The organism is Paraglaciecola sp. QJM3NY_14 (assembly GCF_056173245.1).
On sequence record NZ_CM149664.1, the window covers coordinates 2057656 to 2080936 of the forward strand.

The window sequence follows — 23281 nt, forward strand, 5'->3', positions numbered from 1 at the left end:
CCTCGTTCGTTTTTCTCACTGTGCAACGAATGCTAATTCAGTAATCAATAGTGGTTTTATAAACAGTATTTTTGCTACACTTGGGCATCAATTTCCCGAGTGTAGTTAGCTATGTTGCATCTGGTTCAGTCTAATAAAATGGAAAGTCTCGCCGCTTATCTCATCGGGTGGTTAGGCGAGAGTAAAAGCAGCCTAGATGATATCTTTTCCCCCGACGTGGTGTTAGTGCAAAGCCCCGGTATGGCACAGTGGTTAAAAATAGAAATTGCCCAGGCACTGGGTATTTCTGCCAATATCGATTTCCCGTTACCCTCAAGCTATATCTGGCAATTATACAAAGGCCACGTAAACGATTTACCTGAGCAGTCTGCCTTTACTAAAGACAACATGACGTGGAAGCTCATGAGCATATTGCCTGAAATGAGTGATAGAACTGAATTTGCCAGCATTGCCCAGTATTTAGATGATCAACAGCCGCTTAAGCTTTATCAGTTATGCCAAAAAATAGCCGATATTTACGATCAATATTTGGTCTATCGCCCAGAGTGGATCCTGGCTTGGGAACAAGGCGAAAATAACGTAGCCGATACCGACGTGTCCGCCCAACCTTGGCAACCCATTTTATGGCGAGCTTTAGTTGAATATGCCAAAGAACTGGATGAGTCTCCTTATCATAGGGCGAATTTGCATACACGCTTAATGGCCGAGCTTGAGGACACTAAAAGCAGCAAAGATGAGCTGAAACCTTTGTTTGTGTTTGGCCTGTCAGCGATGCCTGTGCAACAACTTGAAATCTTCTCCGCGTTAGCGAAAAGTCGCGACGTGATCATCTTTTGGTTTAACCCCAGCGCCCATTACTGGGGCGATATAGTAGACAACAAACAAGTACTGCAAGCCAAATTGCAAAGCTTACTCGCCCAAGCAAGTGAAGATGCCCAAAGTGGCTTAAGCGGTATGGATGATTACCTATTGGTTGGCAACCCGTTGCTCGCCTCTTGGGGCAAGCAAGGGCGAGACTACCAAGACATGATCTTGGGCTTAGAGGTTGAATTGCATGATGCGTTTATCGAGCAAGAGCCCGAAAGCTTGCTTGAACATATGCAGCACGAAGTATTGGCGTTAACTCATCGCGGGGCGATAGAGCCACTACCCGCACAAGAGCTGCTAACAAACGGTGAAGAATACCCTAAGATACCTCTGGCTGAAGACGACATGACCTTGCAAGTACATGCGTGCCATTCAGCAGTACGTGAGCTCGAAGTCTTACATGACCAGCTATTGCACCTTTTTGCTGATCACCCTGAGCTACACCCGGGGGATGTGATTGTAATGATGCCGGACGTGGCAAGCTATGCACCGATCATTGATGGTGTATTTGGCGGCACAGACAAAGCGCTGCATATTCCTTATGCTATTTCCGATCGCAACGCCCAGCAAGAGTCGCCTCTACTCAATAGCTTTATTCAACTGATGTCGCTACATCAAAGCCGGATCGGTTTATCCGATGTACTGGCCTTGTGTGAAGTGCCAGCAGTACAGCGAAAATTTGATATTACCCCAGAGGAATTTGACTTATTAAGTGTATGGCTAGCTGATGCAGGTGTGCGTTGGGGCTGGGATGGCCAAGATAAAACACGCTGGGCATTGCCCAATGAGCCACAAAATACCTGGTTGTTTGGTTTACAACGTTTGTTGGCCGGCTATGCCATGGGCGGTGAAAGCATGTTTGATGATGCTCATGAGCCAATTGCACCTTATGAACACATCGAAGGCCAGCACGTTGTGGCTTTAGGTAAGTTTTATTTGTTCAGTCGCGAGCTTGGCAACGCGTTAGCCTTTTGCCAAAGTGCGGCCAGTTTGAATGCGAAAATCAAAGGTGCTCTGTCACTCATTGAACAGCTGTATTTGCCTGACGATGATGACCAAACGTATGTGCTACAACTGCGCCAATCACTGGAGCAAATGACAGTACACGAGCATCAATTCAGTGGTGAAATTGTGCATGATGTTTTCCTCGCTGAGCTAGAGCAAAGTTTATCCAGCAAAGGCGTAGGCCAGCGCTTTTTAGCCGGTTATGTGAATTTTTGTACCTTAATGCCCATGCGCAGTGTGCCGTTTAAAGTGGTGTGCTTGCTTGGTTTAAACGATGGTGATTACCCAAGGCAAGTGGTGCCGGTTGGTTTCGATTTAATGCGCATCGGCAAAGGGCGTAGGGGAGACCGCTCTCGCAGGCTAGATGACAGATACCTGTTTTTAGAGGCCATTTTATCTGCGCGTAAGCGACTGTATTTAAGTTTTCAGGGCTTTAGCGCTAAAGATAACTCGTCGCGTAGCCCATCAATTTTGCTTAGCGAGTTACTTGAGTACACACAACAAACCTTCTGCTTGGCAGGTGATGAGAGCTTAGAAACCAAAACATGCGCCGATAATTTAGCAAAGCATATTTATCATGAGCATGCATTGCAGCCATTTAATCCTGTGTATTTTGCGACTAAACGCGATGCCCACGAAGAGGAACCGTTGCCAAGCGCGATGGCTAGTTTTCAAACTCCTTGGCTGGCATTAGCGCAGCAGCTGACAGATGGCAGTGTGCACAGTGATAAAGAAGTGGATTTTTGTCCTGCGCCGTTATTTTCCTTGCCTGAGCTTGCTCAAGTGACAGAGGTCGAGTTAGACGAATTGTTGATATTCTTTAGCAATCCCGCGAAGGCGTTTTTCAGCCAGCGCTGGCAAACCCGTTTGACCCGTGTTTATGACGTTCAAAGTGACGATGAGCCGTTTGAGCTTGATGCGTTGTCGCGCTATGTGTTGAACGAGCGTTTTGTCACCACGCAGCAAGAGGATTGGACAACGCGTTTACGGGCAGAGGGTAAATTGCCCACAGGAAATATTGCCGACATAAGTTTGCAGCCCATTCGTAAACAATCCCGAGCGTTAATTGATGCGTTGGTGGCATTGATTGGCGGGCCGCTGGATGAGGTGCCGCCCACGCGAGCAGAAGTTAACTTTGAGTTGAGCTACTTGTTGGATATTTCACCCGTCCCGGCAAGTGAACTAAATGCCAACACGAACTCATCAACACAAAATTCGGTGTCAGCCACAAGTACTCAACGTATTCAGATAACCGGCTGGGTAGACAATCTATACGGTGGCAATTTGGTGCTATGGCGACCGGGCAAAGTCAAAGGCAATAACGTATTGCAACTATGGCTAACCTGGTTAGCCCTGTGTGCTAACGGCAGTGTGGCGAAACACCAACGCGCCTATTACATTGGCGTGGAGGATAAAGAGCCCTTTAGCATTGGTGCTGTCGATAAAGATGAAGCGAAAACCCAACTGGCGATATTCATACGTTATTGGCGATTAGGTCAGCTGCAGGTTTTACACTTTTATCCTAAAACCGCTTACGAATGGCTTAGTGTCGGTGATGAAGCAAAAGCACTGATGAAGGCGAAAAACGCTTTTTATGGCAGCTATTTCGCCAAAGGAGAAGGGGAGGAGCCGCATATTCGCCGGGTTTGCCCAGATCTAAACCAGCACTTCTGTGCATTCAGTGAAGTCAGCCATGCTTTATTTGACCCGCTGTTTGACGCATTGGGAGAGGCCTCATGATCCCGTTAAACACCAAAACCTTTCCGCTCACTGGGGCATCATTGATTGAGGCCAGTGCCGGTACCGGTAAAACCTATACCATAGTAAACTTGTATTTGCGCTTGTTGCTAGGGGACGAGTGCACACCCTTAAGCGTCGATAAAATTCTAGTCGTGACCTTTACTAACGCCGCGACGGCGGAACTAAAACAGCGCATTCGCCAGCGATTACAACGTGCTTATTTAGATTTTTATGCTGGGGTCAGCAGTGATGACTTCACTCAATATCTCATTGAGCGAAGTGACAATATTGAGCTCGACTGTCATCGACTGTTATTGGCCATTAAGCAAATGGATGATGCGGCTGTATTTACCATACACGGCTTCTGTCAGCGTATGCTGAGTTTGCATGCGTTTGAAAGCGGCGCAATGTATGAGCAGAGTCTCGTATTGGATGAGTCACAGTGGTTAAAACTGGCGGTTGAAGATTACTGGCGCGGGCATATTGTGCATCTACCGAGTCAGGTACTGAACGAGTTGCTGGATATATGGCACAGCCCCCAGGCGTTGCAATCGGCCTTGCGTTCGTTGCTGTATCGCCATGTGACTCCTTTGCAAACAGTGGATGTTAAGACGAGTCACGAAAGCGTTGATAAATACATTATAGCGCTGCAAGACACCAAGCGCTGGTGGCGAGAGAACGAGGTTGCTCAGCAAATTATCGATGCTGACCTCAAAGCGAATACCAAGCTTGGCAAAGCGGATTTTATTGCCAAAATGCAGGCTTTTTGCTTAAGCGATGACAGTCGTGCTGATTTTGATAAAGATTTATGGACCACCTTTAGCCCAGCAAAAGTACTCAGCGCGATGAAGAAAATGTCTAAGAGCTTAGCGCACTTAGACTTTTCCCGTTTTGAAACACTTGCTCATTTACAAAAGCAGTGCCACGACCAGCTCTTGTTAGCGTACAGTTTAGATGCACTTAAGCATATCAGTACTAACTTAGCCTCCAATAAGCAATGCCTACAGTTGCTCTCGCCAGATGACTTACTGAGTAGCTTGCATCGCGCTTTGTTAGCCCAAGTCGAGTCGAACAGTGGGCAGGTTATCGAGCCAGACAGCGAGCTAAGTCACCGTGATAAGCTCGACACCGCTCACCAGTCACTGGCTCAAGCGATACAACTTAGTTACCCAGCAGCATTGATTGATGAGTTTCAAGATACTGACCCAGTGCAGTTTGATATTTTCCGCATTATTTACACCCAGCAGTTTGGCGATGTTACGCCATGTTGGGTGGCGATTGGCGATCCTAAACAAGCGATTTACGCCTTTCGCGGGGCTGATATTCATACCTACATTGCAGCGAAAGAGTTGGTGGATACCTCGCGACAATTTACGCTGGGCACCAATTGGCGTTCCCAGCCGAGCTTAGTGGAGGCGGTTAATACACTCTTTACCCAAAGCGAAGCGGGTTTCTTATTTAAAGACAGCATTCCGTTTCAAGCGGTGGCAAGCGTTGAGCAACAAAGCGGTTTACAGGTTAATGGTCAAGCTCATAACAGCTTAACCTTTCATCACTTGACCAGTGATGATGGACTCCCGATTGGTTGGGGGGAGGCACAAAGTGCTCTTGCTCAACAGTGTGCGTTGAGTATTGCTCAGTTTATTCACCAAGGCGCCTCAGGTGAAGCCAAAATTAGGCAGCGCCCAGTGAGACCAGGGGATTGCTGCGTTTTAGTACGAGACAGAAACGAAGCGGACACCATCAAACAGGCCCTTGCTGCGCTGGGTGTCGATAGTATGTTTTTAGCGCGTAAAAGTGTGTTTGCGAGTCAAACCGCAGTGGATTTATTTGCGATTATTCAAGCGTTGGCAAATCCCAGTAATGACCGTTATTTACGGGGCGCAATCGCCAGTGAGTTATTTTGCTACGACGCCACCAGCTTAGATGCGCTATTCAGCGATGAATGGCAGTGGCAAAAGTTGGTAGAACAATTCGCTTATTGGCATCAGTTATGGCAGCGGCAAGGTTTAATGATGGCGCTGAATATTTTAATGCGCCATTTTAAAATCGCTGAGCGCCTTGTCGGCCAATATCATGATGGCCAGCGCCGCTTGACCGATCTGCGTCACTTAGTGGAGCTATTACAAGTACAAAGCCAGCTGATGTCAGGTGAAAGTCAGATTTTACATTGGTTTCAAGCGCATTTGGCCGAGCCAGATAATGATAACGAAGGCCAACAAATTCGCTTGGAAACTGAACAGAATTTGGTGCAAATCATCACCCAACATACCAGCAAAGGATTGGAATATCCCTTGGTATTTATACCTTTTGCCAGCCGCTGCCGAGAGATGAAAGAAGCGATTTATCACAATGAAAAAGACGGTTTAGTGATCGACTTTTTAGGCGCAGACGAGAACCTTGCTTTGGCCGATCACGAACGTCTCGCTGAAGACATACGTTTGTTGTATGTAGCGCTGACCCGCGCGGTACATTATTGCTTTATCGGCTTGTGGAATAACAGTCATCCACAGCGTAAGAAAGAGTCACAGTTGATGCAAACTGCGCTGGGCCGAGTACTGTTTAATCAAGGCACACAGGTGAGTGATGCTGTGATTACTCAGCGATTAGACGATTTAAGCCAGACGATTGATGTGGACTACCTCGGGTTTACCGCGCAAGACGCCGAGCGAAAAGCGACTGAGTTTAAACAGTTCTTACTGTCGCAAGATAGCAAAGAAAGTCTGCAAACTAACAGTAACGCCATGCTGCGCGCTGCGGTATTGCCTAAGCCTGTTACTCGGCGCTGGCGTTTAACCAGTTATTCAGCCATCAGTAGCCAGCAGCATCATGAATTCGTTGCCCCAGGTCAAGATGAGGGCGCAGATAAGTTGGATGTAATCAGTGCCTACGCTAGCGCCAATACACAGTCTAAAACTGAACCAGAGGCTGGTGAATATATTGCGCCGCAAATGGCGGCTGAAGCAACACAAGACAACCCAGGCGTTGAAGCACATAACGACAGCGAGCAGATGCTGTCAGACGATGAGACTGCCTTGCCACAAGCAAATGAGCCTAATCGTGTTCTCGATGATATACATGGTATTAACGATATTGATGAAGAAGGCGCAGAGCAAGAGGTGCTGGATCAGTTTACGTTTGTGAAGGGCGCCCAAGCGGGTTCATTTTTGCACGGCGTGCTTGAGTCTATCGATTTCACCAACCCGATTAATTTAATGGACGTGATCATCGAAAAAGGCACTTGGTATGGCATTGAACAAAAGTGGTTTGCTGTGGTTGATAAGTGGCTGCGCGATGTGCTGCAGACCAAGTTGACCGCCGTGTCCTCAAGTATCCAGCAAAGCGAAGAACATCTGAGTTTATCAGCGCTTGCTAAAAACCAAGTGCTGGTTGAAATGGAATTTTACCTGCCGCTTTTAGAGGTAAAAGCGCAGACGTTTAATCACATCCTTAATCAGCATATTCCACAGCGTCAACATCATTATCAATTTGAGCAACTCAACGGCATGTTAAAAGGCTTTATTGATTTAACGCTGCAGTACCAAGGCAAATTTTACGTGCTGGATTACAAATCGAACTATTTGGGTGCAGAATTTGCTGATTATCACGGTGAAGCCATGGCCAATGCCATGGAAGAGCATGATTACTATTTGCAAGCCATTCTCTATACCTTGGCGCTGCATCGTTGGCTTAAAAGTAAAAAATCGGATTATGCCTACGCTGATGACATAGGCGGTGCCTATTACACCTTCTTGCGTGGAATGCACAGTGAAAAGCCTGGAAATGGAGTATTTTATTTGATGCCAGCGCAAGCCTTGATAGAAGATTTAGATGCACTGTTTAATGGCGAATATCAGGTTAACAGTGAGCCTCAACTTGCATCGTCAACGGCAGCTAAAAACAGCAAGGATAGCGGCGATGATGCGCCCGCTGCGCAAGGACAGTTAGACTTATGGTAAGCAAATTGATGATAAAAAATGATGTATCAAGCCCACAGGGTCAGCAAACACAAGTTCAGGCATCACCGGAGCCGCCCACGACTGCCAGTATTCTACAAAGCTTGTTGAGTGTAGGTCGTATTCGCCCATTAGACGTGGCGTTTGCTGAATTTATTATGCTTCACGAGCGTGATAAATCGGCGGTAAACACTGCTGGCATTCACGTGCTGGGTTTACTCGCTGCTTATCTCAGCAGCCGATTGGGCGAGCAAGATAGCTGCCTCAATCTCGATGGATTTTATCAGCCATTTTTACCCTTTTATCGTTTCGATTCTGCGCCTGTGCTTATGTCTGTTTTAGAGGCATCTAGCTGCGTTTCGGTAGTTGAAGAGCAGCGCTCTAATCAAGCATCTGATGCTGTGGCCGGTTCAGATACCCGTTCTGATACAGGTAACAATACTTCATCGCATGATCGTTATTCTTCGGCCCAGCAGTTACCGGCCCAGCAGTTATCGGCCCAGCAGTTACACACTCATCAGGCGCAGGAGCATCAGTCTCAAAGTAAGCCTTTGATTTTACAGGGGCATGAACTTTACATGCAGCGTTATTGGCAGTACGAAGTGCAACTGGCAGAAAAAATAAACAGCATGACAGGGCGCACGAGTACCTTAGATATTGAACAGGGCAGAGCATTGCTAGGGCAATTGTTTGTTTCAGCACCCGATGATGTAGGTGATGAAAGAGACCTTAATGATGTAAACCGTCAAAGTGGTCATGGCCACGCCCAACGAGAGCCTGAAATAGATTGGCAAAAAGTGGCGGTGTGTCTTGCGGCGAGCCAAAGCGTGAGTGTGATCACCGGTGGACCAGGGACAGGGAAAACAACCACTGTGATCCGGTTGATGGCTCTTTTACAGGGCTTGGCGCGACATAAAGGCAAAAAACTGCAAATTAAACTGGCTGCGCCAACAGGAAAAGCCGCTGCGCGTTTGAGCCAGTCTATCAGTGCCGCCATGGACAAACTACCGGACGCCTTAAAGCCTGATTTACCTAGTCAGTGCAGCACTATTCATAGGTTATTGGGCAGTATCCCGAATAGCCCTTATTTTCGCTTTAACCAGCAACACCCCTTGCACGTCGATGTGCTGATAGTGGATGAAGCGTCCATGGTTGATTTACCCTTAATGAGTAAGCTATTTGCGGCTTTGCCTAGGCATGCAAAGATTGTTTTATTAGGTGATAAAGACCAACTCGCTTCGGTGGAGGCGGGCAGTGTGCTGTCTGATATCTGCTCTGCGGCATTGAATTTTTCGCCTACTGTCTACAATCAATCCCCGCCATACAGTGATCAAGCACTTGGTGTGGTAAAAGACCTGTGCCAGATTGAGTTAAACATCAATACCCTAAATAAGGCGCCGATTAGCAATAGCCTTGCCTTGCTGCACAAGAGTTATCGTTTCAGTGAAAAAAGTGGTATTGGCCGCTTAGCGCGGGCTATTAACATGGGGAGATTGGCGAATGCCAAAGCATTATTTTCAGATGATGTTTACCAAGATGTAGTATGGCAAACCAGTGATGATCCAAAAGCCTTGGTGAATAGACTGCTGCCGGATTACCAACGATATTTCGAGCGCGTAAGGCAGGTCTGCGCCCAAGGAACCCTTAGCACGCAGGGTATTGAGGTCTTTGCGTTATTACAGCAACAACAAGTCTTGTGCGCGCAAAAAGAGGCGAGTTGGGGCGTAAAACAAATGAATGTCTTGATTGAGTCTGAGCTGAATAAACACGGAGCCATTGAACTAGGTCGAGATTTCTATATTGGCCGGCCCGTTATGCTTAAGCAAAACGACCATAGTTTAGGCTTGTTTAATGGTGATATTGGTATTGCCATGCCTGACGAGGAAAACGAAGGTCTGATGAAAGTGTGGTTCGTTACTGAGCAAAACACCTTGCGTGGGGTGTTGCCCAGTCGGTTACCTCCCCATGATACGGTTTACGCCATGACGATACACAAAAGCCAAGGGTCTGAGTTTGATCATGTTTATTTGTGCTTGCCACGCATTGAAACGCGCTCTCAAGCGAGATTGCTCAGCCGAGAGCTGCTGTACACAGGCCTCACGCGGGCGAAGAAATCGTTTAACTTGTATAGTGACGAGCAGGCCTTGTCGATCAGTGTGGCAAGGCGTTGTCAGCGAGGGAGTGGGCTAGCTAAGCGTTTACTCCCGTAAGTGCCCCCGCAGCATATTGGCGCTGGTGGTTAAACTGGCAATGGTACCAATCACCCCCGCTAATGAAGCGGCGATGATGTACAGCGACTGACCAGAGGTAAGAGCGACAGCACCTATGACTAAGACCAACAGCAAGCCTAGCGGTACTCGATAGCTTTTCCATGTGCCTGCTTCTCCGTCATTCACTAACTGACTCATGGACTCTGGACTTTCGGCATGTAACACAAAATGCGCAAAGCTTTGATTGATAATAGCCACATGTCGGCGTTCAACTTTTATTAAGCCCGCTAACGCGAGGTGCTCTATCATTTCGCTATTTTTAGGGTTGATATATTGCCCTTTTGCAAGATTGTATAAAGCGAGTTTTTCAGCGTTGGAGCATAACTCCCACTTGTAGCGATACAATGCCCCTGCTTTTAACAATATGTAATTAATGGTGGCCCAGTATCGGGTACTGTAGAGCTTGCTAGGCGGTTGTTTTACGTTGTCGTATACCCGATGCAGGTTCTCTTTAGCGAACCAATTAAGTGCTCTGGAAAACGAGCTAAAACTGGGCCCTTTAAGAGGAAGCACCAGTTCATCAGTGGGCACAGCACGGGGCTCTGTTATAGCGAACAAGCAGGCTAAATCCCTGAACATGTCTATTTCGTCGTGTAGTACGTCTTGGTCGATTTGCTGAGTGATTTTCGCCGGTAAAATGACATTGAAATCCAGCAAACAGTCAGCCCAAGATAAATAATCGGCGTGGGCTAATTTGGCTGTATCGTTTACCTGACCTAGGGGATCTTTCATTTTGACTCGTTGCAAACTATAGAAACCAGCGTACAGGGTTAAGCTTTCAATTTTACCGAGCAGCACCAGTGATTTAAGCTCCATGAGTAAACCCAGTAGCTCATTCCTGAGTTTGGGGACTTCTAAACACACCTCAATATCCCACATTTCGATAGCGAACCCCGTCATTTCAGGGCCGATGTGCAGCACCATTTTCACATTGGGTAAATCGACTTTTTCTTGCTTAAAATGTTGCAAACATGGACTGTTTTGCAGTAATAAAGCAAAGCAGGCCAATGACTGTGCCCCTGTTGTCTCTTTGCCTTGGTTTTTTTGTTCCGTCTTCTGTTGTGTTTCTTGAAGTATTATATGTGGCTTAGACACTGCGCCTTCTTCTGTTAGCGGTGTTAAGTGAAGCAACGTGGTTAGATCAATACCGTTAGGCTTGGCTGAGTCTACCTTGAGCGTTAAATGCGGTGAAATTTGCTCACAGTCCTCATTGCGCATGGGTAAATTTAGGCCACGGATGTGCCGTAAAAAAAACGACGAGTAATACAATCTTTGCCACAACGTCACTCGATTAAAGTGAAGCCAAGCGATCAGCATCAGCGTAATCGCAATGACCCCTAATATCATTGCCCAAACGGGCATAGTGAGATCGTAATTCGCTAAACGATCATAAGCGCTTTTAATGGTTGCGCCACCTGTTGTAGCAACGTAGCCTTCGGTATATTGCGTTTCGTTGGATTTTCCTTCATCAATCTGCTCGTGAGGTTCGTTCATCTCAGGTGTGTGCGAAAAAGCAATAAAGGAGTCTAACCAAGGCCAATCTTGAGTCGCGCTCATCAAATCCAGCGCATTAGGGAAGTCGTTTGGGGTTACAGCAGTGGAGTAGTGTTCACACTGTTTCTTTAAACTGCGCATGTTTGTTTGCCGCGTCATTGGCTTGCTGGTCTCGCCGCTACCTTTCAATAAAGCCGCGGCTTTCATACGATGCTTGGTAATAGAATTTGGAAAACGCGTGAGACCTAAAGCGGCAATTTCTGCTCGCTCTCGATTCAGCTTGTTGCAATCTTGATATTGATAATAATGCGCTAAATTTTTCAACGGGATCGTCATGACGGACTTAAGGTATAGTGCTTGTACTAGAGCAAGAGCGCCTAACCCTAACGCTAAAAAGACAGCACCTTTTGTTCCCTTACCATGAATAGAGAAACTTTCTCCTGCGGATTCAAAAAGTAACTTGTACCCACGGTAACCAAAATAAAATATGACCAGTAGGGTACCAATGGCGATAAATGTCACCCAATATCCAGCACTCTCTTGCGGATAAATAGCGAGGTGGGTAAACGTGAAAAGGCAGTACATGATGCCAATGAGCGTGGAGCTTATATGCAGCATTTCTTTGGTATCAAAGGTGGCGGGTAAATTCACTACTTGCTTGAGTCTATCGGTATCGAATAGTCGGCCAAGCAACCAACTCGTGCATGTTAAGAACGTCACAAATACGGCAAAACTAATGCACAGAAACATAAACTGACTTGTCATCAGCGCATCTAGGCTGTCGTTGGGGTAAAACACCACCACCGCCCACTGATCAATCACACTGGGTCGTACAAAAAAGCGGCCTGCTTGGCCATGATAAAACCCGTCGATTACTTGGTTAACCGTTGAATTTTCAGCATCCGTATTGTCCAGTGCTGCGCGGATCCGTTGGCTGAGTACAGGGCTGTGATTACCTGAATAATAAAGGTTTTCCACTAAGGAGCGGCTAGCGTCACTGTGAAATAATACGTCACCGTTATCTCTGTCGACCACCATGAACGTCATGTCCATTGGGGCGGGTTTGGCTAGGCTAATACTGGGTAGTAATACATCGGCGGCAATCACATCGGCATAGCGTTTATTGCTGGGCTCGCTTTGGACGTTATACCCACTGGCGTGACTGTGAATGCCTGTATTGCTGCCATCGTGCAGCGGCATCGAGATGGTGGTGCCACGGGTCGCATTATTGACGTTGAGCAGGCGCTGAATGAAGACTTGGTTGTATCCATTAGATTGAAGAGTATCGTCATTTTTAGGGGGTAATCGCCAGCCTTTTTGATCGCGAATTTTTTTGAAATAGTCTCGGTTAGATAACTCAAATCCTGCAGGTAATACATTGTTTTCAACAAAGTAAAAGGACGGTGTCAAAATAAAGCCATCTTTGTTGAGCAGAAAAATATTGAGTATTTTTAGCGGGGGATTTGCTTGCGGTGATGAGGCAACGTATGTGTCTAGACTTTCATCGGGAAAGTGTTCCAGAGCTAAATTTTGTGCGAAAAAGTCGATGATCTGCGCGTCGTCTGGCAAGGTGTCATCATCGTTTAGATAGTCGAACAAGTTAGCCTTGTGGAGATCGCTTTCAATTGTAAGCTGTGTACCTTCGCAGGCGTAACGAATAAAGAATTGATTTTTTGCGTTGACGGCAGCGTTGGGTAAATTGCTGAAATTGGGCGGCGCTTTATTGCTTGCACCATGCTCGGCTTGAGCACGTTTAAGCCCATCTGGCGCAAGTTTGTGATGTTCAACGTTGAGGCACGGGTTATCTGTGATACTCAGTAACCCCTGATGAAAATTGTCTAATAAGTCGAGCTGAGTTTGTCGCTTATCACGTGCTCGCGTTTGGCCGTCATTTTTGTGTGTATCCGTGCTTTTTTGCAGGATTTGGTAAAAAGTACGGTATTGGGCGAGTTTGTTAAATACTTCGTAGACGTCGTGCTCCATTTCTTGGGCGATTGTTGAGCCATAATCCATGGCCCGCAGGTCTTTGTCGTAGCGTACAACGTACTTTTGTAAATAAGCCAAAAGCAAAGACAAAACCACGATAAAGAAAGCGTAACTGATGAGGTGGGTGAGATTACGAGTGGCAGGGGTGATCGAATGGGTAACCGGCAACAGAAACAAACGCACGAGGGCCAACATAAATAGCAGACTCACAATGCTGACGACCAATAATGACGCATTCCAACTGGTTGTGCTTTGTTGGATTAGTTTGGCTCTGGGCATTAGCCCAATGAGATACAGATGATTTAAGGTGTTGGTTTCACCCTCGTGCTCATACTGCAAAGGAATGTCTAGTGCGAAAGGGAAAGCAAATACGCGATATTTTCCATAAGACAGAGTGATATCGATATGGCTACTGTAACTTGGCAAAGGGACTTTGCCTTTAATATCAGCCTCTTCAGCCATGGACAACAAAGAGCGCGATTCTTGGCGTAAAAAGGCACGGTTAATGCTGGTTAAATCAACAATGGATATGGTTTTTTCATGACCCACCGAGGCGAGTACTTCTCCTTCTTTACTGGCAAATAGATATTGGCTAAAACCTGCTTGCGGGGTCGGCAGAATGTCCTCTACATCTAATGTTGCGCTAAACTTTTTTTGTAGTTTTGGTGCCGTTTCTGGAAGTTGTTCGCTATCTGTGCCAGTTGCAGATATGGCGTTGTCACTCACGTTTACGCTATCGCCCAAGGCGTTTGAGTCTGTAATTTTCCCTTGAGCTTGTATCCCTGATTCTATTTTAGTCGCTGGGGAGGCGTCGCTCGCATCAAACTCACTGTTGCTTGAAGGTGAGGCTTCTTCGAGGGCTTTCGCTTCTAGTGTACTTGCAGTGGCTGTTTCACTAACATCTTTAATGTGAATTTGCTGCGCCGATAATTGGTAAAGCAGCGTTGTTGCCGTTTCTCTGGTTAAGTTGTCGGATGTGCGTTGATAGCTCGGCATAAGGGAGCGTATCGAGGTTTCACTTTCGCTATAATCATGAGCGCGTTTAATTTTATCTAGATTTTCGTTTAGCGTATTGGATGCTTCGTACAGGATCCGGTACAGATTGTTGTTACTTGAGCCTTCTTCGATATTGCTGTAGTACAAATAGGTATATAACCCCGCCGCACAAAGCAGAATAATAAACAACAAAAATAGGCGTCTTTTTGGCGTTTTAGACGGGGATGGGGTATTCTGCGCCACCGATTTTTCCGACATTGACTTGCACCTCTTCCTTGTGTTGTTAAACAACAGGTCAAAACTAAGGAAAAATCAAGTTTTAGGCTTAAAATTTGCGCAAGTCTGCTACGTGCGCCACACTAAAATAGCGCGCACAGGTGCGTAGTAACTCATTACTTTCATTCAAAATTCAGGAACTCAACATGACGGAAATTTCAGCGGAAGAATTTATTGCCCTTAGCAAGTTATTACCAGAAGAGCGTTTTGATTACGCTATTACTCGTATGATTGAGCGTCAGCATTTGTGGGGATTATTCGGCGACAATGGCTGGTTAATGCTTAAAGCTGAAGATGATGCTTGTATACCCGTATGGCCTTACGCTGAATTTGCGCAAGCTTGGGTTAAAAATGACTTCCCAGATTGTGAGCCGAAGCAAATTGACTTTGCCCAGTGGCATCAGGTGTGGTTACCCGGTATGCAACAAAATGGTACCTTGGTGTTGGTGTTCCCATTGAGTGAAGATGAAGAAGGGATCATGCTTGAAGCCCAAGAAATGCTTGAATGTATTAATGAGGAACTGCAAACAGAATCCTAGTGACGTCTTCTCATTATGCTGAGGCTAGTGATGATGCGGGCCTAGGAGGTAACCACGCCCGCATCAACGTCTATATCGCCAATCGGCCAAACTACCAAGATTTATCTCTACTAAATACAATGCGCCCCTTTTGCACGGGGGACATTGAAGCGCTCAATCGACAGTGTGGTAATGGCTGGCGTAAAGTCTTTAATGTTTATGCGAAATTAGTGTTTGCTTGGCGAAGTGCGGATCCCGTATTAGATACATGTTTGCCCGGTGCGGGCTGTGCAAGCTGGCAAGTCTATAGGGATACAGTCTTGCTGCAAAAAGACAGTCAGACCGCTTTGCTTTTTAGCCCGCCCTTACCACAGCAAGACTTGCCTAATTACGGCAATGGCTGCGCTGATGATGCCATAACGGGCACAATTCATAATGCGTATCACATTATAATGGGCCGTACTTATGCAAAATCTTTAGTTCAGAGTGCAGGTTTGAACTTAACATGGCACGGTGAAGAGTTTGCTATTGATCAGAGTGCCCGCACAGTGGTTTGCCCATACTTTGATTATCGCCAGTTATCCAATATTAAAATTATCCGCTTAGTTGAATTGTTAAAATCGCTTAATCAATAGCCATTTGATTTCTACTTTTAGAAAAGCGCGCAGTTATTTTTTATTAGTGGGTGTAAATAGCCAAATTGACTTGATAAAGCCGCTGATATTAACAACAATTCGCAGCCTTTATTGATTATGTTTGAGCGTGTTATGTCTGAGTTGTTTTTACGTCAGCAATTTCCCATTTTTCACCAACAAAATGACGGATCGCCTTGGCTATATTTCGATAATGGTGCCACCACACAAAAGCCGCAGCCAGTTATTGATACCATAACTCGCTTTTACTCCCAGCAAAATGCGAATGTACACCGTGCTAGCCACCGAGTATCTGCTGACACCACAAACGCCTTTGAGCAAGTGCGTAAAGATGTCGCTGCATTGATCAATGCCAGCAGTGAAAAAGAAATCATTTGGACCAAGGGCACAACAGAAAGCATTAACTTATTGGCTAACGTATTGGCCAAGGGGCACGTGGAATCTGGTGATGAAATTGTGTTGTCAGCGCTGGAGCACCACGCGAACATTGTACCTTGGCAGCAAATCGCTAATGAACTGGGACTGCACATAAAAGTGATCCCAGTGAATAAAGATGGTGTGTTGCAGTTAGCAAACATTAAAAGTTTAATCACCAATAAAACTGCTTTGGTAGCGGTTAGTCATGTCTCTAATGCGCTGGGAAATATAAACCCAATTTCGCACATTATCGCTCACGCCAAAAAGCATGGGGCATTAACGCTAATTGATGGTGCCCAGGCTATTGCTCATTTACCCATAGACGTGCAGGCGCTTGATTGTGATTTTTATGTTTTCAGTGGGCATAAGATGTTTGGCCCAACGGGAATTGGCGTTTTGTATGGCCGCCAAGTATTACTCGATGGTTTACCGCCGTACCAAACCGGTGGCGAAATGATTGAAAAGGTGAGTTTTTCAGGTACAACCTTTCAAGGATTACCGTTCAAATTTGAGGCCGGCACACCTAATATTGCTGGCGTGTTGGGTTTAGGGGCGGCCGTGTCTTTTTTAAAGACGCATCAATTGGTAATCCATGAACAAGAGCAAGCCCTGTATACCGCGTTAGTTAACGGCTTGCGAAGCATTTCAGGTATACGTTTATGGGGGGACCTTGAAAACAGCGTTTGCGTGCAATCATTCACTGTCGATGGGATCAACAACCAGGATCTTGGGCTATTGCTTAACGAGCATAATATCGCGGTTAGGGTAGGTCATCATTGTGCTATGCCATTGATGCAGGCGCTCTCAATTGATGGCACGGTGCGGGTTTCCTTGAGTGGCTACAATACCTTGCCAGAAATACATCATTTCATTGACGTGCTACAAGATATTGTAAGCTCGCTGCGCCCTGATTCTATAAACGCCAGCCAAGATTTAACGTCAGTAGCAGTGGTGAAAAACACTGCACCGCAAAATGAAGCATGGAATGACAAGGCGTTTGATTTTGACACTATGCCACTGGCGCTGAGCATACGACAGGCCAAGGGCTGGGATGAAACCTACCGGCAAATCATGCTCGCCGGTAAACAATTGCATAAATTGCTTCCTGAGGATCACACTGGGCAATACGAAGTGATGGGCTGTGAGAGCCAAGTGTGGCTGAAATGCGTTGTACGCGATGATCACCTTATTTTAGCTGCTCATTCGCCAAGTAAAATCGTACGCGGGTTATTGGCCATCATTTTTGAGCCATTAGCGCGTCTAACGGTGCGTCAAATAAAGCAATTTAGTCTGCATGATTATTTACACGCGCTGGGGCTAGGTAAGCATGTGAGTCAATCAAGAGGCAATGGCTTGCAAGCCGTGATTGAACAAATTCAACACCAGGTTCACTCACGTTAGTTGGGATGTATAAAAATGAGCTGATGTGGCTATTAGCGCGGAAAACGAATGCAAAGGATGAGCGTGAATTATCTTATCAAGGGTAGAATAGTCTTAAAGACAGGTGAACGGCAGTCTTTTATTAGCTCAAATAAAGCCATTTCTACGCTCGTGATGCTTGCTCCGCGTGCGCTTAATTTCTCTATCGCTAACGCTTTATTCTCTTGGGCTCTTGATGAGACAGCGTCGCTGACCACTTCTACGTGATAGCCTAAGTCCAGCATGCCAAGCACCGTCTGATAAACACATACATGTGCTTCTATGCCACAGACAAGCCAGTTGTCCTTTTGGCTATCGTGTAGTGTGTCTACAAACGTCTGTGTATCACATGCGTTAAAGGTGTGCTTAGTGATAAGGGGATGATGCGTAAGCTCTTCGGCTAACAGTGGAACTGTCGGACCTAATTTAAGTGGGGCTTGCTCTAGGCATATAATGGGGATAGCTAATATTTGGGCAGCGTTGATGAGCGTAAGTGTATTATGAAGCAGTGTTTCGCTTTGAAACACCTGATGGGCTAAGTTGCCTTGTATATCGATAACAACAAGGCCAGTATCGTTTGTTTGTAGCATCAGTTCGCCTGTTACTTTAGATGATAAGTACGGTAACCAAGGATGGGTGTGATAACAACGAATTTTGCACTACTGTGACTGCATGCTTGCTCTTTATTGGTGCAGCTGTCGGTGGTTTAAACTATACACTTCTGTTTAACATGTTGATTTATAAGCGCTTATTTTTTTATATATCAGGTGTGGTTATTGCTATGTCGCAGCCAGTATTTTATTTTGCCTTTGTTATTTATGCATTAGTGATTTTTCATTAATGGCCTATTCATTTGTTATTCGTTCATTCGGGAGTAATTCGTTGAAGTATTTAGTCTGTGCCTTGTGCCTATTAGTAAGTGTGTCAGTGATTGGGGCAGAGAAAAAGCCGATTGCTGTAAAAGTGTTTATAGCCGGCATGTTTGAAATCGGTGCAAATCAAGGGGATAAAGCGGGAGAATTTCAACATTGGTATGAGCGTTATTTTGCCGAGGCCCAACCAATCACGATCCCGGGGGCGTTGACGCCGGTATTTTGTAATAAAAATGGCGTGTGTGGGTCGGTGTTAGGCATGGGCAAAGTGGCGTCTTCATCCTCAATGCTCGCGATAGTTTTAAATAGCCAGTTTGATTTCTCTCATAGTTATTTCATGATCAGTGGCGTGGGCGGAATTCCTCCCTCGCAGGGCACCATCGCGGATGTTAATTGGGGCAGTTGGTTAATCGATTACGATTTGGGTCACCGCTGGATGCCAGAAGAAGGCGAGGCAGGAGCGCCTGTATTTATGCCCAGGAAAGGCTATGAAGATATTCGTCGCTATCAGCTTAACCCTGCGTTAGTCAATTTCGCGGTTTCTTTATCAAAAAATGCTCAGCTAAAAGACTCACCTTCGGCTCAGGCGTATCGTATGCGTTACCCAGAACCGCAAGCGCGACGTAAACCAGCAGTGACTGTGGGCACGCATATCGCCGGTGATACTTTCTTTCATGGCCCAGGTCTGTCAGCTGAAGCACAATACATGAGTGAGCTATATGGCGCAGATGACTACATGATCGCAGAAATGGAAGGAGTGGCGATTGCCCAAGTACTCGCGCGGACAGTGGGTACTGACAGAATGCTCAGTTTACGAGGTGCGGTGAATTTTGACCAAGGAAATCCTAATGAATCTACGTTAGCGCACCTTGACCCTGCACCGGGTGAAACCGCCGGAGGATTTGCCGAAACCGTGGAAAATATTGTCATAGTCGGTGGTAGTGTGGTTGATCACATCGTCACGCATTGGTCTGACTTTAAAGACGGTTACTCAGCAAAATAGTCTTATTTTTTTCACTTCAGCCCAAGTGTTATGTGAGTGTTGATAGTTGTCGGCACTCACCTAACCTTAATCCATAGGATCTGTCAGTGTAAAATCTCGGGGAGCCTGTTGGTCACACTTTTTGCATTCAAGGTCCATGTTCAGATGCTGCTCACGGCCTTGTTTTGTTATCACCCAAGGCCTGTTTGTCCACGGAGGATCGTGCCGTACATGTTGATGGTGACCACAGCCGAGTTTCGCTATCCAATGGTCTTCGTCATCTTTTACGTAACCAATAATTGGCTGCTTCATGATTGATTCTTCCTCTATATGCTACTGATGGCGCCCATGTAGCTTACCTCTTACGTTTACTTAAAATGAATAGTTGATCGTGTTTGTGGCAATAACAGTCAGTTTTGGTTGTAATGAAGAAAAACAATCATTTTTGGTTGTTATTTAACTTAACAATCTAATTTGGTTGTTTTAATTGCATGAACCGTCAGATTTATCGTAAACTGATTGCCTAATCGATAAAGGCTACGACCTGAGGTACACGTATGATCGCTGTTTTAACCGGAGACTTAGTAGACTCGACGGCCATGCCTGCGAAAGATTACCAGTGTGCGGTCAGTATCATGGATGATTATCTCGCCAAATGCCAAACACGATTTGCTGCAAAAGGCGAAATCTATCGTGGTGATAGTTTGCAGCTTATTTTCAAGCAGCCACAACATGCTATGCGCGCAGCAATTGAGCTTAAAAGCCTACTCTTTAGTACTGATGCAACTCAACGACCTTTGGGAATTACGCTGTCTGTAGGCTTGGGGGAGCAGCTTATTGACGGTAACAAACCCAGTGTTTCACAAGGTAGCGCATTTACTTTATCAGGTAGAGGGCTGGACAGTACACCTAGTGGGCACATTAGCTTACATCATGAGGGGGGCGCATTTTTTGATGCACTTGTGCTAGCAACGCAGTTTTTAGATAACGTGTTGTATTCGCACACGCAAAAACAAGCGAGAGTGCTTTTTCATTATTTAAGTATGGATTTTCCCACTCACACCCAGTTAGCTAATGCATTGTCAACCAGTCAACAGAACGTGACTAAGCATCTAGCGCGTATTAGCGCGGACTTGATTAAAGCCTATGTTGTTTTTTTTGAGGAAAAATTAAGCAAGGAAAGTGACTAATGGTATTATTTTTATTGATGATTGCAGCGCACATACTGGGTGATTTTTATATTCAGAAAGATAGCTGGGTAACCTGTCGAAATAATCATCATTTTGCCTCATGGGGGCTAGGTAAACATGTGCTGTCTCATGTTGTTCTGCTCACTACTGCCATATGGTTGGCCGGCTTCTTAACTGCACAAGGCTGGATAGCCAGTGTCGTGATAGGCTTTTCACATCTGCTTATCGATGTATGGAAGTCTTATCAACCAAACAAACTAAGCTACTTCTTATTAGACCAATTCTTTCATATCGTGATCATCGCTTTGGCTGCACTAGCGCTTAGTGGTATTGGCTTGGCCGAGATAAAAACACAGCTATATTTGCTCCTAAAAGTGAAATATGTAGCCATAACGTGTGCCTATGTGATTGCGTGTCGGCCGGTATCGATAGCCATAACAATCGCTTTGGATAATTACACCGTACAATTAGCGAATAAACAAACAGGTCTTGCATCTGCAGGGCGCTGGATCGGCTATATAGAAAGGTGCTTAATTATCTCGTTTGTGTTGATTGGCCAATTTTCGGGTGTAGGCTTTTTGCTAGCAGCCAAAACGATTTTTCGATTTGGCGACTTAACAAAAGAAAAAGACATGAAGCTAACTGAGTACATGATGCTGGGCACCTTATTAAGCTTCTCATGTGCGTTATTACTGGGTTGGTGGGTCAATAGACTCTGATACTTAAGTGGCTACACGGTCAGCGTGTTGTTACAACCATGATTAAATCGTCACAGCGAAGCTGAGAAGTTTACGCTCACCTTGTTCAATACGAGTAACGCTGTGTTCGTATTTATCCGGTCTGAAAAGATAAACCCGGCCGAACAAATTGATAATGCACTTTTGACAATGAAACACACCACCCACTTTGGGCTGTCTTAACACGATATTGAATTTGTAGTATTTACCCTTGGCAATTGGGTCAATATGAGCCATGACCTTATGTTGATTAGGGTAGGTGACTAAATAGGCTGAAAGGCGTTTAGAGCTAAACAATACCTTGTTGCGAACACGAGCGAGCACAATATCTCCGAGCTGACTTAATTAAAAATTGATTATAACACGGGGTAGTAATCGTTTTTTAATATCATTAATGCTTAGCTAGACCTATTCTGACTAATTCATTTTATGAACACGTACGCAATTTTTACCAGCGTGCTTAGCCTCATATAATGCGTCATCTGCGACTTTTACCATTCTCTCTAATGAACGTGCTTTCACGGCATAGGTAACGCCAAAGCTGGCTGAAATCGCTAAATCAGCTTCATCCTGAAGTGCAATCGGTTGAGCAGCAATTAGCGTGCAGGTGCGCTGGGCAATCGCTTTGGCTGTCTCAAGTTTCGTTGCGGGTAATAAAATAACAAACTCTTCGCCGCCCCAGCGGGCTATCGCATCGTGCTCACGTAATTCACTTTGCAGTAACACCGCAAATTCTACCAACACTTTATCGCCTACATTATGCCCGCGTGAATCATTAATACGTTTAAAATTGTCCACATCGACCATAATTAAACTGGCTTCTTGATTGGCTCTGACTATTTTGTCAAAACGCCATTGCACATATTCACGATTATGTAATTGAGTAAGAGGATCAAGCTGATGTTTTTTAGCCGACTCGCGCTCAAAAAAACGAATAATGACGTGAGCTGTCACAAAAACCACAAAAATAATCAACAAAACAAACGAGGTATGACTGGTGTATGCATCGGTGCTGGCGGTTTTACGTGATGATAGCGGAGTAAGAAGGTAAAGCTTCCAGTGCAAAGCCTTAAGGTCTATCTGTGCGATGAGGTTGATATAATCAGGGGTCTTAACGATGATATTATTCAAGCTTGGTAATAATTTTTGTTCTGCGGTCAATGCTTGAAACCAAGATAGCTGCTCAACTGACAGAATACGTTTCCCATCAGCCAATAGGTCAGGATCTGATGCCAGTACAACATCTTGCTTATTATCCACAAACACGAAATCGTAACCGAAAGCATCTTTGTAGCTATCAAATGCGTCCAAGAACGTTTTTAAGCGTTTACCCACCCCAATAAACCCGAGAAATGCACCCTGATCATTGAATACTTTCACGTCAAAATAAATGTGAATATCTTGTCTGTTACCTAACGCTGCTGCCACATTGTGAGTTTGTTCCTTAACGCGAAAATACCATTCAACTTCGCCTTCTTTTAAGTCTAATGTGCTGCCATTGGCGTTATATTGTTTGCGACTGTTTTCACTGGCAACAAAAAAGTCCATATTGTAGTCCATGGACATACGCTTGACTAAATCGAGAATCGCCTTGTCATCGATGATTTGAGCATTCATCAATCGGCGCAAGGTTTGGGTATTGGCAAGTATTTGTGCAGTGTGCAGCGGCTTAACCAACTCCTGCGTGACTAAATCAAAAGCTGGAGACATGGATTGCTGCTGTAGTCGGCTTTGTTCTTCTACCGAGTCGGACAACGTTAAGTAACCGCTAATCGCTACCGCAATCGCCATAACAAGCAACATAATGGGCACTTTGAACCCGATACTGAGTAAGTTACTACGCTGGGAAGTGCTCAACACAAAATTCCGATATGTTTAAAAACGGGTAATATTACTTAGTTTA

The 23281-nt window shown here is 45.4% G+C and carries 14 protein-coding genes; 9 read left to right on the plus strand and 5 right to left on the minus strand.

The features are described from left to right. Positions 1-111: 111 nt before the first annotated feature. Genes recC through recD form a run of 3 tightly spaced genes read left to right on the plus strand, consistent with a single transcriptional unit; the run spans position 112 to position 9778 of the window. Positions 112-3612: an exodeoxyribonuclease V subunit gamma gene (gene recC / locus AC0VYA_RS08760; protein WP_475490741.1), complete on the plus strand. Its 3501-nt coding sequence runs from the start codon at positions 112-114 to the stop codon at positions 3610-3612. After that, positions 3609-7571 (plus strand): exodeoxyribonuclease V subunit beta, encoded by a 3963-nt coding sequence (gene recB, locus AC0VYA_RS08765; RefSeq protein WP_475490742.1) that lies wholly within the window; start codon positions 3609-3611, stop codon positions 7569-7571. Before recC ends, recB begins: the two co-directional genes overlap by 4 nt. Further along, complete coding sequence (recD, locus tag AC0VYA_RS08770) at positions 7565-9778, plus strand: exodeoxyribonuclease V subunit alpha (protein ID WP_475490743.1); 2214 nt, start codon at positions 7565-7567, stop codon at positions 9776-9778. Before recB ends, recD begins: the two co-directional genes overlap by 7 nt. Here recD and AC0VYA_RS08775 read toward each other — a convergent pair. Then, the gene (locus AC0VYA_RS08775; protein ID WP_475490744.1) at positions 9767-14572 is read right to left on the minus strand and encodes a PDC sensor domain-containing protein; all 4806 of its coding nucleotides are present in this window, start codon (positions 14570-14572) and stop codon (positions 9767-9769) included. The genes recD and AC0VYA_RS08775 overlap by 12 nt on opposite strands. A gap of 164 nt (positions 14573-14736) precedes the next feature. Here AC0VYA_RS08775 and AC0VYA_RS08780 point away from each other — a divergent pair, with 164 nt between their 5' ends. From AC0VYA_RS08780 to AC0VYA_RS08790, 3 genes are all read left to right on the plus strand, one after another. Then, complete coding sequence (locus AC0VYA_RS08780) at positions 14737-15129, plus strand: DUF2750 domain-containing protein (protein WP_011574582.1); 393 nt, start codon at positions 14737-14739, stop codon at positions 15127-15129. After that, positions 15129-15743 carry a DUF6942 family protein gene (locus AC0VYA_RS08785; protein ID WP_475490745.1) on the plus strand — a complete coding sequence of 205 codons (615 nt, stop codon included), beginning with the start codon at positions 15129-15131 and terminating at the stop codon, positions 15741-15743. Before AC0VYA_RS08780 ends, AC0VYA_RS08785 begins: the two co-directional genes overlap by 1 nt. A gap of 132 nt (positions 15744-15875) precedes the next feature. Next, the gene (locus AC0VYA_RS08790) at positions 15876-17579 is read left to right on the plus strand and encodes a SufS family cysteine desulfurase (RefSeq protein WP_475490746.1); all 1704 of its coding nucleotides are present in this window, start codon (positions 15876-15878) and stop codon (positions 17577-17579) included. Positions 17580-17647: 68 nt separating this feature from the next. Here the strand turns inward: AC0VYA_RS08790 and AC0VYA_RS08795 are convergent, their stop codons facing one another. Continuing rightward, entirely contained in the window at positions 17648-18187 is a 540-nt protein-coding gene (locus AC0VYA_RS08795) for a hydrolase (RefSeq protein ID WP_475490747.1), read from the minus strand. 250 nt (positions 18188-18437) lie between these two features. Here AC0VYA_RS08795 and AC0VYA_RS08800 point away from each other — a divergent pair, with 250 nt between their 5' ends. Then, positions 18438-19472: a purine-nucleoside phosphorylase gene (locus tag AC0VYA_RS08800; RefSeq protein ID WP_011574586.1), complete on the plus strand. Its 1035-nt coding sequence runs from the start codon at positions 18438-18440 to the stop codon at positions 19470-19472. Between the two features lie 66 nt (positions 19473-19538). Here the strand turns inward: AC0VYA_RS08800 and AC0VYA_RS08805 are convergent, their stop codons facing one another. Continuing rightward, the gene (locus AC0VYA_RS08805) at positions 19539-19763 is read right to left on the minus strand and encodes a DUF3565 domain-containing protein (RefSeq protein WP_475490748.1); all 225 of its coding nucleotides are present in this window, start codon (positions 19761-19763) and stop codon (positions 19539-19541) included. Positions 19764-20008: 245 nt separating this feature from the next. Here AC0VYA_RS08805 and AC0VYA_RS08810 point away from each other — a divergent pair, with 245 nt between their 5' ends. Together AC0VYA_RS08810 and AC0VYA_RS08815 are read left to right on the plus strand one after the other, a co-directional pair. Then, positions 20009-20641, plus strand: a complete 633-nt coding sequence (locus tag AC0VYA_RS08810; RefSeq protein WP_011574588.1) for a hypothetical protein — start codon at positions 20009-20011, stop codon at positions 20639-20641. Continuing rightward, positions 20641-21360: a DUF3307 domain-containing protein gene (locus AC0VYA_RS08815; protein ID WP_475490749.1), complete on the plus strand. Its 720-nt coding sequence runs from the start codon at positions 20641-20643 to the stop codon at positions 21358-21360. Before AC0VYA_RS08810 ends, AC0VYA_RS08815 begins: the two co-directional genes overlap by 1 nt. 42 nt (positions 21361-21402) lie before the next feature. Here the strand turns inward: AC0VYA_RS08815 and AC0VYA_RS08820 are convergent, their stop codons facing one another. Further along, positions 21403-21702: a hypothetical protein gene (locus AC0VYA_RS08820; RefSeq protein WP_011574590.1), complete on the minus strand. Its 300-nt coding sequence runs from the start codon at positions 21700-21702 to the stop codon at positions 21403-21405. Positions 21703-21795: 93 nt separating this feature from the next. Continuing rightward, positions 21796-23181 (minus strand): diguanylate cyclase, encoded by a 1386-nt coding sequence (locus AC0VYA_RS08825; RefSeq protein WP_473481277.1) that lies wholly within the window; start codon positions 23179-23181, stop codon positions 21796-21798. Positions 23182-23281 lie beyond the last annotated feature (100 nt).